The sequence below is a fragment of the Kocuria sp. KH4 genome, from assembly GCF_053711175.1.
Genome location: NZ_JBSJYX010000009.1, coordinates 18,809 through 32,927 on the forward strand (window position 1 = coordinate 18,809; position 14,119 = coordinate 32,927).

Here is a 14,119-nt window from a genome sequence, read left to right on the forward strand (position 1 = left end):
TCCTCCTCACCAGGTGGCGCCGGGGTGCTGGCGCGCCAGCACCTGCATCTCGGCGAGGATGTGGCCCCGCTGCTCGCTGAACTGCCCCGAGCGGTCCCCGCCGTAGGCGCCCAGGACCTCGGGGACGGACAGCTCCGCCTCGTCCAGGATCGCCGCGACCCGCCGGTCGAAGTCGGCGCGCAGGGAGGACGGGCGCACGGCTGCGTCCCCGAGGGACTCGACGAGCTCGTCGTCGTGGAACAGCTCGTCCACGTAGGGCCACATGTAGTACAGGCCGGCCTGGACGCGGCGCTTGGACTCCTCGGTGCCGAGGCCCAGGCGCAGGATCCACTGGCTCGCGTGGTCCTGGTGGTACTCGACCTCCTTGAGCGCCTTGTCCGCGATGGCCGCGAGCGTGGGGTCGGAGGAGTGCACCAGGCGGCGGTACAGCTCGTACTGGTAGTAGGAGAAGATCAGCTGCCGGGCGATGGTCTGCCCGAAGTCGCCGTTCTCCTGCTCCACGAGGCGGCAGGAGCGGAACTGCTCCTCGTCGCGGAAGTAGGCGAGGTCGTCCTCGGTCTTCCCCCAGGCGGTGCCCGCGTAGGTGAGGAGGAAGCGGGCGTGCCCGAGCAGGTCCAGCGCGATGTTCGCCAGCGCGACGTCCTCCTCGAGCTCCGGGGCCCGGGCGATCCACCAGCCGAGGCGCTGGGCGAGCATCAGGGCGTCGTCGCCCAGGTACAGGGCGTAGCGGGCCACGTCCTCGGGCGCCTTCGCGCCGCCGGCCTGGATGTCCTCCGCGGTGATCGCGTCGCCCGCGCTGATCCTGGTGGCGGACTCGTGGGGTGCGTTGCTCACAGGTGCTTCACCCCTTCGCTCTTGGTGTAGTACGTGGCGTGGCGGTAGCTCTTGCCCTGGGCGGACTCGAAGTACCCGCCCTTGGAGTCGGGGTCCGAGGCGGTGATGGCCTCGGAGGGCACGACCCACACGGAGGTGCCCTCGTTGCGGCGGGTGTACAGGTCCCGGGCGTTGCGCACGGCCATCGTGGCGTCCGGGGCGTGCAGCGAGCCGGCGTGGACGTGGGAGAGCCCGCGCGAGGAGCGCACGAACACCTCCCACAGGGGCCACTCGTCCGAGGGTGCGCCGATCGGGCTCACGGTGTTCTCGCTCATGCTCAGGCTCCGATGAGTTCGGCGGAGGCGCGCTCCGCGGCGGTCCTGCGGGCGTAGGCGGCGGCGGCCTCGCGGACCCAGGCGCCGTCCTCGTGCGCCGTGCGGCGGCGCTGCATGCGCTGGAGGTTGCACGGGCCCCGGCCGCCGACGACGGCCTTGAACTCGTCCCAGTCCAGCGGTCCGTAGTCGTAGTGGCCGCGCTCCTCGTTCCACTTGAGGTCCGGGTCCGGCAGGGTCAGGTCCAGGGCCGCGGCCTGCTCCACGATCATGTCCACGAAGCGCTGGCGCAGCTCGTCGTTGGAGAAGCGCTTGATGTTCCACGCCATGGACTGCTTCGAGTTGGGCGAGTCGTCGTCCGGGGGGCCGAACATCTGCAGGGACGGGCCGTAGAAGCGGTTGACGGCGTCCTGGGCCATCTGCTTCTGGGCGGGCGTGCCGTGGGAGAGCTCGTAGAGGATCTCCCAGCCCTGGCGCTGGTGGAAGGACTCCTCCTTGCAGATGCGCACCATGGCCCGGCCGTAGGGGCCGTAGGAGGCCCGGCACAGCGGGACCTGGTTGGCGATCGCGGCGCCGTCCACGAGCCAGCCGATGGCGCCCATGTCGGCCCAGGTGCGCGCCGGGTAGTTGAAGATCGAGGAGTACTTGGCCCGGCCGTCCAGCAGCTGCTGGGTGAGCTCGGAGCGCGGGGTGCCCAGGGTCTCGGCGGCGGAGTAGAGGTACAGGCCGTGACCGGCCTCGTCCTGCACCTTGGCCATCAGGATGGCCTTGCGCTTGAGGGACGGGGCCCGGGAGATCCAGTTGCCCTCCGGCTGCATTCCGATGATCTCGGAGTGCGCGTGCTGGGAGATCTGGCGGACCAGGGTGCGGCGGTAGGCGGCGGGCATCCAGTCGCGCGGCTCGATGCGGGAGTCCTCGGCGATGATGTGGTCGAAGCGCTCCTGGCCGGCGCGGTCCAGCTCGGCCTGCTCGGCCGGGTCCGCCGCGGCCACGGCGTGGAGGCCGGTGTTCTGCGAAGTCATGGTGTCCCTCTTCCGACGAGATGGCGCCGCGGGGCGCGGGAGGCCGCACGCGACTAACTGACCGTTCGTTCAGGATATGGGACCTCGGGGAGCGCGTCAACAGTCAGGAGGGCGGCGGCGCGGGTTGACACGGGCTCCGGAGTGAGATTGTCTACTGACCATTCGGTCGTGAAATGTGAGGAGAGTTACATGTCCCAGGGCCACCCGATCCTCGCGGGGGACCACACCTCGCGCTGGATGGGCATCACCGTGGACCGTGCCGACTACGGCCACGCCCAGATCCGCATGACGCTGCGCGAGGAGATGCTCAACGGGTTCGGCATCGCCCACGGCGGCATGGTCTTCGCCTTCGCGGACACCTGCTTCGCCCTCGCGTGCAACGACCCCGCCGGTGACGGCAGCACCATCACGGTGGCCTCCGGGGTGGATATCAACTTCATCGCCTCCGCCCACCGGGGGCAGGAGCTCACCGCCGTGGGCACCCTGCGCGCGCAGGCCGGGCGCAGCGGCGTCTACGACATCCAGGTCACGACCGAGGGCCGGCTCGTCGCCGAGTTCCGCGGCCGCAGCCGCACCATCCCCAACCCGGCCCTCCGCGGGGCCCCGGCGGAGGCCCCGGCCGGGGAGCCCGTCCTGCAGTCCGCCCCGCCGTCCGCCCCGCAGCCCGAGGAGGTCTGAGCATGGCCGAGTGCTCCGTCCCGAATCCCTACACCCCCGCTCCCGCCCCCGCGGACCGGTCGCAGCCGGACCCCGAGGAGACGATGAGCCGGGACCAGGTGGAGTCCCTCCAGTTCGAGCGCCTGCGCTGGACCCTGCACCACGCCTACGAGAACGTCCCCGCCTACACCGAGCTCTTCGACGCCCACGGCGTGCACCCGCGGGACCTCGAGGAGCTGGAGGACCTGCGGCACTTCCCGTACACGGACAAGGAGTTTCTGCGGAGGGCGTACCCGTTCCGGTCCCTCGCGGTGCCGATGGGCGAGGTCCGCCGGATCCACGCCTCCTCCGGGACCACGGGCCAGCCCACCGTGGTGGCCTACACCGAGAACGACATCAGCACCTGGGCGAGCCTGGTGGCCCGCTGCTTCCGCCTCTCGGGCGTGCGGCCGGGGGACAAGGTGCACAACGCCTACGGCTACGGGCTGTTCACGGGCGGGCTCGGCGCCCACTACGGCGCCGAGCGCCTGGGCTGCGCGGTCATCCCGATGTCCGGCGGGCAGACCGAGAAGCAGGTCCAGATGATCCGGGACTTCGAGCCCCAGGCCATCCTCTCGACCCCCACCTATCTGCTGACCATCGCCGACGGCTTCCGGAAGCTGGGCCTGGACCCGCGGGAGACCTCGTTGCGCACCGCCGTGCTCGGCGCGGAGCCGTGGACCGAGCAGATGCGCCGGGAGATCGAGACCACGTTCGGGGTCGACGCGTGCGACATCTACGGCCTCTCGGAGGTCATGGGTCCCGGCGTGGCCGGGGAGTCGGCGCAGTCCAAGGACGGCTCGCACATCTGGGAGGACCACTTCCGCCCCGAGATCATCGACCCCTTCACGGACGAGGTCCTGGAGACCGGCCGGCCCGGCGAGCTCGTGTTCACGGCGCTCACCAAGGAGGCCCTGCCGATCATCCGCTACCGCACCCACGACCTCACCCGCCTGCTGCCCGGTACGGACCGGCCCGGGCACCGGCGGATGGGCCGGATCACGGGCCGCTCCGACGACATGATCATCCTGCGCGGGGTCAACCTGTTCCCGTCCCAGATCGAGGAGCTGGCCCTGCAGGTGCCGGAGCTGAGCCCGCACTTCACGCTCGAGATCACCCGCCCGCACCGGATGGACCAGATGACCATCAACATCGAGCGGCGCGAGCAGGTGAGCGTCGAGGCCGCGGAGGCGGGCGGGCAGCAGCTCCTGCACGCCATCAAGACGAAGATCGGCTCCTCGGCCTCGATCCGGATCGCCGAGCCGGGCACGCTCGCCCGCTCCTCCGGCAAGCTGCGCCGCGTCTACGACCACCGGGACAAGGCGTGAGGCGCCTCCCCTGAGATCGGCCGCGGCCGGACCCGGGACCCCGGGACCGGCCGCGGCATAAGATCGTTGCTCGACCCACCCCGTCACCGTCGAGATCGAGGTCCCCATGTCCCACGCACCGGCGTCCGCCCCACCGGACAGCGGGGCCCCGCGCCGCGGCCGGCCCGGCTACGACCGCGAGACGCTGCTCGGCGTCTGCGTCGAGGTGTTCAACGTCCACGGCTACGACGCCACCTCGATGGGCACCCTGTCCAAGCACCTGGGGATCTCCAAGTCCGCGATCTACCACCACGTGGAGTCCAAGGAGGAGATCCTCGAGCAGGCGCTGAGCCGTGCCCTCGACGCGCTCGAGGAGGTCCTGGCCGCCGCGGAGCGGACGGAGGCCCCGGCGGTCCGGCGGCTCGAACAGGTGATCCGCGGGACCGTGCACGTGCTCGTGGAGCAGATGCCGTACGTGACCCTGCTGCTGCGGCTGCGGGGCAACTCGGAGGTCGAGACACGGGCGCTCGAGCGCCGTCGCACGGTCACCCGCCGGGTGGGCGCGCTCATCGAGCAGGCGCAGGCCGAGGGCGACCTGCGCCGCGACCTCAGCGGCCGCTCCGCCTCCCGCCTGCTCCTGGGCATGATCAACTCGATCGTCGACTGGTACCGGCCGGATCCGGACAAACCCGACGACGGGCTGGCCGACACCGTGGTCGCACTCGCCTTCTCCGGTCTGCGCACCCCCTGACCCGCCGTCCCGCCCTCCGCCGAGCCCCCACCAACGGGGCCGGTCGCTCGCCGAGGCCCCGGAACACGCGCGATCCCCCACGCCGTGGCGTGGGGGACCGCGCCGTTGCCGGGGACTCGATGGGGCCTCGGGGACCCGGCGGGCCGGGGGACCGGCGCGCCGGGGGATCAGCGCGCCGGTCGGGCGGTCATGCCACCGGCCAGGTCTTGGCGACCAGGGTCAGCACGTCGTAGGTCGCCACGATCTCGTCGTGCTGGTTGTGCAGGATCGCGTCCCAGCGGACCTCGCCGTACTCGTCGGTCACGCGGGGGGTGATCTGCTTGGCGGTCAGGGTCACCCGGATGGCGTCGTCGTAGGTCACCGGGGTGATGAACCGGAGGTTCTCCAGCCCGTAGTTGGCCAGCACGGGCCCCGGGGCGGGCTCCACGAACAGCCCGGCTGCCCAGGAGACCAGCAGGTAGCCGTGGGCCACCCGCCGGGGGAAGAACGGGTTGGCCGTGGCCGCCTCCTCGTCGGTGTGCGCGTAGAAGGTGTCCCCGGTCCGCTCCGCGAACTCCGTGATGTCCTCCAGGGTCACCGTGCGCAGCTCGGAGGCGAACTGGTCGCCGATCCGCAGGGTCTCCAGCGACTTGCGGAACGGGTGCTCGCCGGTGCCGCTCTCGACCGCCTCCCGGGTCACCGTGTGCGCGGCGGCGCCCCGGTGCCACACGCCGGTGACGGCCGTGAGGACGTCCGGGGGGCCCTGGATCGCGGTGCGCTGCATGTAGTGCTTCACGCCGCGCACCCCGCCCAGCTCCTCGCCGCCGCCGGCGCGGCCCGGGCCGCCGTGGACCAGGTGCGGCATGGGGGAGCCGTGGCCGGTGGAGGTCCTGGCGTCCTGGCGGTTGAGGAAGTGCACGCGCCCGTGGTGGGAGCCGATGCCGGCGGCGAAGCGGGCGGCGGTCGGGCCGTCGTTGGTGCACACGGTGGCCACCAGCGAGCCGCCGCCGAGCGCGGCCAGCCGCACGGCGTCGTCGACGTCGGTGTAGCCGATCACGGAGGTCACCGGGCCGAAGGCCTCGACGAAGTGGACCTCCGGGGTCTCGGGGTCGTCGAAGGACAGCACTGTGACGGGGAAGAAGGCCCCGGTCTCGGCGTCGGCCCCGCCCACGGGGGCGTCGGGCCCGCCGAGCCGGACGGTGCCGCCGGCGGCCACGAGGCGCTCCACGGCCCGGCGGACCTCCGCCTGCTGCTCCTTGGACGCCAGGGCGCCCATGGTGACGCCCTCGGTGCGGGGGTCGCCGATCACCACGCGCTGCTGCACGCGCTCGGCGACCGCGGCCACGACGTCCTCCACGCGCTCCTGCGGGACGATGACGCGGCGGATCGCGGTGCACTTCTGTCCGGCCTTGGCGGTGATCTCGACGAACACGGCCTTGACGAACGCCTCGAACTCCGGGGTGTCCGGGGTGGCGTCGGGGCCGAGGATCGCGGCGTTGAGGGAGTCCGTCTCGGCGGTGAACCGCACGCCGCCGTTGACCACGTTGTCGTGGTTGCGCAGCGACCGCGCGGTGCCGGCGGAGCCGGTGAAGGCCACGTGGTCGCGGTAGTCCAAGTGGTCGAGCAGGTCCCGGGTGGATCCGGAGACCAGCTGCAGCGAGCCCTCGGGCAGGATCCCGGAGTCGACCATCAGCCGCACGCAGGCCTCGGTGACGTAGCCGGTGGGGGTCGCGGGCTTGACCACGGTGGGCATGCCGGCGAGGAACGCTGGCGCGAACTTCTCCAGGAAGCCCCACACCGGGAAGTTGAACGCGTTGATCTGCACGGCCACGCCGGGCATCCGGGTGTAGATGTGCTCGCCCAGGAAGGACCCGTCCTTCGAGAGCTGCTCCACGGCGCCGTCCACGATGACGTGGGCGTTGGGCAGCTCCCGCCGGCCCTTGGAGGAGAACGTGAAGAGGGTCCCGATGCCGCCGTCGACGTCGAAGAAGTGGTCCTTCAGGGTGGCCCCGGTGGCGTAGGACAGGTCGTAGAGCTCCTGCTTGCGCTCGGTGAGGTGCTGCGCGAGCTCCTTGAGCTTCAGCGCCCGCTCGTGGATGGTGAGCTCCCCGAGGGAGCGCTGGCCCACGGTGCGGCCGTAGGCCACGGCGGAGGCGACGTCGATGCCGTCGGTGGACACGCGCGCCACGACCTCGCCGGTCGAGGCGTCGGCGACCTCCGTGATCCGCTGCGGGTCCTCCGGGGTCCACCACCGGCCCTGCAGGTAGCTGGGGAGGACGGTATGGGTCGGTGCTGCCACGGTGGGTGGTCCTTTCGCTCGGGTGCGTGCCGGGCCGGGACGGGGTCCCGTTCCAGCCTCCTGACCGATCGTTCGGTATTATGACCACGATAACGTACGTCACACCCGGGGGCCACAGGCAGTGTGCCGTCCCCGTCCCCTGCCACCGAGGAGTGCCATGCGCGCGACCCCCGAGCCCTGGCGGATCGTCCTGGGCGAACTGGACGAGAAGATGGGCGTCACCGTCCTCGAGGAGTCGGCGGAGCGGGTGGTCGCCACGATGCCCGTGGCGGGCAACCGGCAGTCGCTGGGCCTGCTGCACGGCGGGGCCATGGTGGCGCTGGGGGAGGCCGTGGGCTCCTGGGCGGCGGTGATCCACGCGTCCACGATGGGCAAGGTGGCCGTGGGGGTCGACGTCAACGCCACCCACCACCGGTCCTCCCGCACCGGCACGGTGACGGCCACGGCCACGGCCCTGCAGCTGGGCCGCTCCCTCACCTGCCACGAGGTGGTGATCGCCCACGAGGACGGCACGAGGCTGTGCACGGTGCGGATCACGAACTTCCTCAAGGACCGCAGCTGAGGACCTGAGCTGAGGACCTGAGCCAGGGGCCCGGGTCAGGCGCCGGGCGCGGGGCGGCCGAGCCGACGGCGCAGGGCCACGAGCTCGCCGGCGGTCAGCCCCGCCCCGCGCAGATAGCGCTCGGCGTCGAGCCCGGCTACCAGCTCGGTGAGGGCGGCCCGGCGCCCGGCGAGCAGCCCGGCCAGCTCCTCGGCGGGATGGTGGCGCTCGACCGGGTGCGGCACGGGGGAGACCCGGTGCCACTCGTTGATCCCGCGCGCGGCCGCCTCGTCCTCGGCGAGCAGGCGCTGCGGGGAGGCCCCGGCGAGGCCCAGGAGCAGCAGGGCGAGCACCCCGGTCCGGTCCCGGCCGGCCGAGCAGTGCACCACCACCGCGCCCTCGGCGGTCGCCACCGCCCGCACCGCCTCGGCGATCGGGCCCGGGAAGAGCCGCAGGTAGTCGCGGTAGCCGCGCGGGTGGTTCAGGTACGGGGTGCCCACGAGGGGGAACTCGGGGTGGGCGGGGTCCTCCGTGGGGCGGTGCAGGACGGTGATGCCCGTCCGGGCGGCCGGTTCGTCCACCGGGTCGCTGGGCCGGCGGCGTCGCTCGTCGGCGTTGCGCAGGTCCACGACCGTGCGCACCCCGTCCGCGGCGGCGGCGCGCCAGCCCGCGGGCGTGAGCCGCTCCGGGCGGCCCATCCGCCACACGTCCCCGGCCAGGAGCCGGGCGTTGATCGCCCCCTCCCACGGTGCGGGGGCCCCGGGCTGCGCGTCCATGGCCCCCACGGTAGGCCACGCCCCCGACGACGCGCTCGCCCCGGCGCCGGTGCGTGCGGAGGAGGGCGCTACCCGTCGTAGTCGAAGAAGCCCTTGCCGGTCTTGCGGCCCAGCTCGCCGCGGGCGACCATGTCCCGCATCAGCTGCGGGGGCGCGAAGCGCTCGCCGAGCTCGGACTCGAGGTACTCCGCGATGCCCAGCCGCACGTCCAGGCCCACGATGTCCGTGAGCGCGAGCGGGCCCACCGGGAACCTGTAGCCCAGGACCATGGCGTTGTCGATGTCCGCGGGGGAGGCCACGCCCTCCTCGACCATGCGGATGGCCTCGAGGGCGATCGCCACGCCCAGCCGGGAGGAGGCGAAGCCGGGGGCGTCGTGGACGACCACCGCGGTCTTGCCGAGGCCCTCGACCCACTGCACGGACAGCGAGCGCAGCTCCTCGCCGGTGTGCTCCGAGAGCACGACCTCCACGAGCTTGGAGGCCGGCACGGGGTTGAAGAAGTGCAGGCCGCAGAACCGCTCCGGCCGGGCCAGCTGCCCGGCCAGGCCGTCCACGGACAGCGAGGACGTGTTGGTGGCCAGCCACGCCGTCGGGCCCAGGTGGCGCTCCACCTCCTGCAGCGCCGAGACCTTGAGGTCCCAGGACTCGGGCACGGCCTCGACGACGAGCTCGCACCCGGCGAGGTCTGCGGAGTCCAGGGACACGGTCAGGTGCTCGGACCACTCGTCGAGGTTGCCGTCCACGCTCCCGCGCTCCAGCGACGTCGCCAGGTCCCGCTCGATCCGCTCCCGGGCGGCCTCGGCGGCCGGGCCGTCGCGCTCCACGACGGTCACCCGCGCCCCGGCGAGCAGGAAGGCGTGGGCGATGCCCGCGCCCATGCGGCCTCCGCCCAGGACGCCGACGGTGGCGGGGACGGACAGTGCGTGCTTCTCGGTCATCGGTTGACGCTCCTACTTCTTTCTGCGGTCCAGGAAGGCCTGCATGCGGTCGAACTTCGCCTGCGACTCGAAGAGCACGGCCTGGGCCAGCTCGTCGATGTGCGGGTGGGCGGACGGCGGGGCCGCGAAGACCCGCTTGGAGATGCGCACGGCCAGGGGGTCCTGGGCGCCGATCCGGTCCGCGAGCGCGTGCGCGGCGCCCACCAGCTCGGCGGGCTCGTGGAGCTCGGTGACCAGGTGCAGCGCCAGGGCCTCCCGGGCGTCGAGGATCCGCCCGGCGAGCAGGATGTCCAGGGCGACCGGCTCGCCGACGAGCTCCTTGAGCCGCCACAGCCCGCCGGCCGCGGCGATGATGCCCAGGTTCGTCTCCGGCTGGCCGATCCGCAGGTGCGGGGTCGCGATCCGGAAGTCCGCCGCGTAGGCCAGTTCCGCGCCGCCGCCCAGCGCGTAGCCGTCGATGGCGGCGACCACGGGCATGGGCAGGTGGTGGATCCGGTCGAAGATCCGGGAGTTGATGCCCTGCAGCGCGTCGTCGCGGCGGCGCTCGCGCAGCTGGCCGATGTCCGCGCCGGAGGCGAAGACCCCCTTCCCGTCCACCTCGGTGCCGGAGAGGAGCAGGATCTTCGGGTGCCGCTCCAGGTGGGCGCACACGGTGTGCAGCTCCTCGACCATGGTCGCGTCGATGGCGTTGCGCACGGCGGGCCGGTCCAGGACCACGTGCAGGCGGTCCTCGCGCTCCTCGAGCCGCAGGGTGGTGAACTCCCCGCCCAGGATCTCGCCGGGACCGGGCATCAGAGCTTCTCCACGAGCATCGCGGTGCCCTGGCCCACGCCCACGCACATGGTCGCGAGGCCGCGGTCCGCGCCCTCGCGCTCCATGCGGCCCAGCAGGGTCACGACCAGCCGGGAGCCCGAGGAGCCCAGGGGGTGGCCCAGGGCGATGGCCCCGCCGTCGTTGTTGACGATCCCGGGGTCGAGGTCGAGGCGGCGGATGCACGCCAGGGACTGGGTGGCGAAGGCCTCGTTGAGCTCGACGGCGCCGAGGTCGCCGATCGACCAGCCGGTGCGCTCGAGCACCTTCCGGGTGGCCGGGACGGGGCCGATGCCCATGATCTCCGGGGCCACGCCGGCCGAGGCGCCGTCGACGACGCGCGCCCGGGCGGCCAGCCCGTACTTCTCGGCCGCCCGCTCGGAGACCACCAGGATCGCGGAGGCGCCGTCGTTGAGGGAGGAGGAGTTGCCCGCGGTGACGACCGAGCCGTGGGCCACCACGGGGCGCAGCTTGGCGAGCACCTCGGCGGTGGTGCCCGGGCGGGGCCCCTCGTCGGTGTCCACGACCGTCTCGGCGCCCTTGCGGCCCGTGACGGTCACGGGCACGATCTCGGGGGCGAACCGGCCGGCGTCGATCGCGGCAATCGCCTTCTCGTGGGAGGCCACGGCGAAGGCGTCGGCGTCCTCGCGGGTGATGCCGTCCACGGCGGCGACCTCCTCGGCCGTCTCCGGCATCGAGTAGGTCGTCTTGTCCTGCTTCTTGAAGTGCGGGTTGGTGAAGCGCCAGCCGATCGAGGTGTCGAAGACCTCGCCCGGCTTGGCGAACGCGGTGGCCGGCTTCTCCATGACCCACGGGGCCCGGGACATGGACTCCACGCCGCCGGCGACGACGATGTCCGCCGCCCCGGCCTTGACCATCTGCGCGGCCATGGTGATCGCGGACAGGCCCGAGGCGCACAGGCGGTTGACCGTCATGCCCGGGACGGTGTCCGGGAAGCCGGCCAGCAGCCAGGCCATGCGGGCCACGTTGCGGTTCTCCTCGCCGGCGCCGTTGGCGTTGCCCAGGATCACCTCGTCGACGTCGTGCGGGTCGATCCCGGCGTCGGTGACCGCGTGCTTGACCACGAGGGCCGCGAGGTCGTCCGGGCGCACGCCGGAGAGCGCGCCGCCGTACCGGCCCACGGGGGTGCGGGCGCCGCCGACGAGGAGGGCCTGAGGGGCTGGGGACATGGGAGAGCTCCTGTCGCGTCGGGAGAGGACGGCGCGGGCGACGGTGCCCAGCAATAACCGACCGAACGTTCGACTAACAATCCCACGACCGCGCGCGCGGGGTCAACAGGCAGTGTCGCCCGCGCCCGGGCCCCGTGCGCCCGGCTTGTCGCCCGAGCGCAGGGTTCCGGAGACGTTCCGTCGGCGCCGACAAGTTCCGGTCCAGGGGTGGCGTCGGACACTTCGTATAATATACGATCTAGAAAACGAGACCTGGGCCACACCGCCGGACACGGTGGGCCCGGCCCCCTCCGACGACCACGAAGGCAGGACGGCATGGCAGAGACGACACCGGCTCCTCCCGCGAGCACCGGGCCCGTTGACTTCACCGACCGGGCGCACCGCCCCGGGAAGGTCATCGCGCTGCACCTGAACTACCCCTCCCGGATCGCCCAGCGGGGCCGCTCCCCGAAGTTCCCCGGCTACTTCCTCAAGGCCGGGACCTCCGTGGCCCGGACCGGCGACACGATCGAGCGCCCGGCCGGCACCGAGCTGCTGGCCTACGAGGGGGAGATCGCCCTGGTCATCGGGCAGACGTGCCGCCGCGTGCGCCCGGAGGACGGCTGGTCCAAGGTGGCCGGCGTCACGGCCGCCAACGACTGGGGGCTGTACGACCTGCGGCACGCGGACAAGGGCTCCAACGTCAAGAACAAGTCCGGGGACGGCTACACGCCCCTGGGCCCGCACGTCGTCCCGGCCGACCGGGTGGACCCCGCCGGGCTGCGCGTGCGCACCTGGGTCAACGGCGAGCTCGTGCAGGAGGACACCACCGAGGACCTCGTCTTCCCGTTCGGCCGGCTGGTCGCCGACCTGTCCCAGCTGATGACCCTCGAGGAGGGGGACGTCATCCTGACCGGCACGCCGGCCGGGTCGTCCGTGGCCCGCCCCGGCGACGTCGTCGAGGTGGAGGTGGACGCGCCCGGCGCCCCGGGCGCGCCCTCCAGCGGCCGCCTGGTCACGCGGGTGGTGGCGGGCGAGCACGCCATGGCCCCGTACGGGGCCCAGCCGCAGGTGGACGACACCCAGCGGGAGGAGGCGTGGGGCTCGCGCGAGGCCGCCGGCCTGCCGCCGGCCGCGGCGCAGGACGCCGAGGGCGGCGCGGAGGAGTCCGACCACTACGTGCCCTCCGCGCCCCGGCCGGACCGCACCCTGCTCACCGACGAGCTGAAGGCCAAGATCGGCGCGACGGCGGTGGCCACCATCACCGCCCAGCTGCGGAAGAGGGGCATCAACAACGCCACGATCGACGGCGTGCGCCCCACCCACCCCGGCCGGCGCGTCCTCGGCTACGCCAAGACCCTGCGCTACGTGCCCAACCGCGAGGACCTCTTCACGGCGCACGGCGGCGGGTTCAACGCGCAGAAGCGCGCCATGGACTCCGTGCAGCCGGACGACGTGGTGGTCATGGAGGCCCGCGGCGAGAAGGGCACCGGCACCCTCGGCGACGTCCTGGCCCTGCGCGCCCGGGTGCGCGGCGCCAACGCCGTGATCACCGACGGCGGCGTCCGCGACTCCGCGGCCGTGGCCGAGGTCGGCATCCAGGTCTACTCCGGCGGCGCGCACCCGGCCGTGCTGGGCCGCCGCCACGTCCCCTGGGAGGTCGGCGGCACCATCGCCTGCGGCGGCACCACGGTGCAGCCGGGCGACATCGTCATCGGCGACGACGACGGCGTCGTGGTGGTGCCGCCGGCGCTGCTCGAGGAGGTCGTGGAGGCCGCCCACGAGCAGGAGCAGCAGGACGCGTGGGTGTACGACCGCGTGGCCGAGGGGCACCCGGTGGACGGGCTGTTCCCGCCCGACGCCGGGTGGCGGCAGAAGTACGCGCAGTTCCGGGCGTCCCAGCAGGGCCGGGCCTGATGAGCGCGGATCGCACCGGCGTCGCCGCCCGCGGGGCCCGGGTGGCGTCCACGGCGCCGGCCAAGTCTGACACGGCCTACCGGTCCATCCTCGAGGGCGTGCAGCAGGGCCGCTTCGCGCCGGGCAGCCGCCTGGTGCTGGCCCAGCTGGCCGCCGAGCTGGGGATGTCCGTGGTGCCCGTGCGCGAGGCCGTCCGCCGGCTGCAGCAGGACGGACTGGTCGCCTACGAGCGCAACGTGGGCGCCACCGTGGTGGGCATCGACCCGGTCGAGTACCGCTACACCATGGAGACGCTGGCCCTGGTGGAGGGCTTCTCCACCGCCCAGTGCGCCCCGCTGGTCACGGACGAGGAGCTGCAGCGGGCCCGGGAGACCAACCGGCGGATGCGCCGGGTGCTCGAGGACTTCGACCCGGTGGAGTTCACCGAGCTCAACAAGCAGTTCCACTCCACCCTCTACGAGCACCACCAGAACCCGCACATCCTGGACCTGGTGCACCGGGGCTGGAACCGGCTGGCCGCCCTGCGCTCGTCCACCTTCGCGTACGTGCCCGGGCGGGCGCAGGCCTCGGTGGAGGAGCACGACCGGCTGCTGGACCTCATCGCCGAGAAGGCGCCCTTCGAGGTCGTCGAGGCCGCCGCCCGTCGGCACCGGACCAACACGCTCGACGCCTACCTCGCCGCGCTGCCCGCCGGCACCGCGACGGGCTGAGGGCCCGCCCGGCCGCGGCCGCCCCGGCCCGTCCCCGACACGACGACGTTCCCCTTCCG

At 73.1% G+C, this 14,119-nt stretch carries 14 protein-coding genes; 6 read left to right on the top strand and 8 right to left on the bottom strand.

What is annotated here, in order from left to right; all coding sequences use genetic code 11:
* Window positions 1-6: 6 nt before the first annotated feature.
* The 3 genes from paaC to paaA are packed head-to-tail and all read right to left on the bottom strand — an operon-like array spanning window position 7 to window position 2,167.
* Window positions 7-834, bottom strand: coding sequence for a 1,2-phenylacetyl-CoA epoxidase subunit PaaC (paaC, locus tag ACWCOM_RS08570; protein ID WP_454548320.1), 828 nt, complete (start codon window positions 832-834; stop codon window positions 7-9).
* On the bottom strand, window positions 831-1,148 hold the full coding sequence (gene paaB / locus ACWCOM_RS08575; protein WP_454548321.1) for a 1,2-phenylacetyl-CoA epoxidase subunit PaaB: 318 nt from the start codon (window positions 1,146-1,148) through the stop codon (window positions 831-833). The genes paaC and paaB overlap by 4 nt, the downstream gene beginning before the upstream one ends.
* A gap of 2 nt (window positions 1,149-1,150) precedes the next feature.
* Window positions 1,151-2,167 carry a 1,2-phenylacetyl-CoA epoxidase subunit PaaA gene (gene paaA / locus ACWCOM_RS08580; RefSeq protein ID WP_454548322.1) on the bottom strand — a complete coding sequence of 339 codons (1,017 nt, stop codon included), beginning with the start codon at window positions 2,165-2,167 and terminating at the stop codon, window positions 1,151-1,153.
* A 189-nt stretch (window positions 2,168-2,356) separates the two neighbouring features.
* Here paaA and ACWCOM_RS08585 point away from each other — a divergent pair, with 189 nt between their 5' ends.
* The 3 genes from ACWCOM_RS08585 (at window position 2,357) to ACWCOM_RS08595 (ending at window position 4,921) form a co-directional block, all read left to right on the top strand.
* A complete protein-coding gene (locus ACWCOM_RS08585; RefSeq protein WP_454548323.1) occupies window positions 2,357-2,845 on the top strand; it encodes a hotdog fold thioesterase in 489 nt (162 codons plus the stop codon).
* A gap of 2 nt (window positions 2,846-2,847) precedes the next feature.
* Window positions 2,848-4,191: a phenylacetate--CoA ligase family protein gene (locus ACWCOM_RS08590; RefSeq protein WP_454548324.1), complete on the top strand. Its 1,344-nt coding sequence runs from the start codon at window positions 2,848-2,850 to the stop codon at window positions 4,189-4,191.
* A 106-nt stretch (window positions 4,192-4,297) separates the two neighbouring features.
* Entirely contained in the window at window positions 4,298-4,921 is a 624-nt protein-coding gene (locus ACWCOM_RS08595; RefSeq protein ID WP_454548325.1) for a TetR/AcrR family transcriptional regulator, read from the top strand.
* Window positions 4,922-5,108: 187 nt separating this feature from the next.
* Here ACWCOM_RS08595 and paaZ read toward each other — a convergent pair whose 3' ends face one another.
* Entirely contained in the window at window positions 5,109-7,199 is a 2,091-nt protein-coding gene (gene paaZ / locus ACWCOM_RS08600; protein ID WP_454548326.1) for a phenylacetic acid degradation bifunctional protein PaaZ, read from the bottom strand.
* Window positions 7,200-7,356: 157 nt separating this feature from the next.
* Between paaZ and ACWCOM_RS08605 the strand changes: the two genes are divergently transcribed.
* Window positions 7,357-7,761: a hotdog fold thioesterase gene (locus tag ACWCOM_RS08605; protein WP_454548327.1), complete on the top strand. Its 405-nt coding sequence runs from the start codon at window positions 7,357-7,359 to the stop codon at window positions 7,759-7,761.
* 35 nt (window positions 7,762-7,796) lie between these two features.
* Here the strand turns inward: ACWCOM_RS08605 and ACWCOM_RS08610 are convergent, their stop codons facing one another.
* From ACWCOM_RS08610 to ACWCOM_RS08625, 4 genes are all read right to left on the bottom strand, one after another.
* Complete coding sequence (locus tag ACWCOM_RS08610) at window positions 7,797-8,516, bottom strand: tyrosine-protein phosphatase (protein WP_454548328.1); 720 nt, start codon at window positions 8,514-8,516, stop codon at window positions 7,797-7,799.
* Window positions 8,517-8,584: 68 nt separating this feature from the next.
* Window positions 8,585-9,454 carry a 3-hydroxyacyl-CoA dehydrogenase family protein gene (locus ACWCOM_RS08615; protein WP_454548329.1) on the bottom strand — a complete coding sequence of 290 codons (870 nt, stop codon included), beginning with the start codon at window positions 9,452-9,454 and terminating at the stop codon, window positions 8,585-8,587.
* A gap of 12 nt (window positions 9,455-9,466) precedes the next feature.
* Complete coding sequence (locus tag ACWCOM_RS08620; RefSeq protein ID WP_454548330.1) at window positions 9,467-10,246, bottom strand: enoyl-CoA hydratase/isomerase family protein; 780 nt, start codon at window positions 10,244-10,246, stop codon at window positions 9,467-9,469.
* Window positions 10,246-11,454 carry a thiolase family protein gene (locus ACWCOM_RS08625; RefSeq protein ID WP_454548331.1) on the bottom strand — a complete coding sequence of 403 codons (1,209 nt, stop codon included), beginning with the start codon at window positions 11,452-11,454 and terminating at the stop codon, window positions 10,246-10,248. Before ACWCOM_RS08625 ends, ACWCOM_RS08620 begins: the two co-directional genes overlap by 1 nt.
* 315 nt (window positions 11,455-11,769) lie before the next feature.
* Here ACWCOM_RS08625 and ACWCOM_RS08630 point away from each other — a divergent pair, with 315 nt between their 5' ends.
* The gene (locus ACWCOM_RS08630) at window positions 11,770-13,350 is read left to right on the top strand and encodes a fumarylacetoacetate hydrolase family protein (protein ID WP_454548332.1); all 1,581 of its coding nucleotides are present in this window, start codon (window positions 11,770-11,772) and stop codon (window positions 13,348-13,350) included.
* Window positions 13,350-14,060, top strand: a complete 711-nt coding sequence (locus ACWCOM_RS08635; RefSeq protein WP_454548333.1) for a GntR family transcriptional regulator — start codon at window positions 13,350-13,352, stop codon at window positions 14,058-14,060. Before ACWCOM_RS08630 ends, ACWCOM_RS08635 begins: the two co-directional genes overlap by 1 nt.
* The last annotated feature ends 59 nt before the right edge of the window (window positions 14,061-14,119 follow it).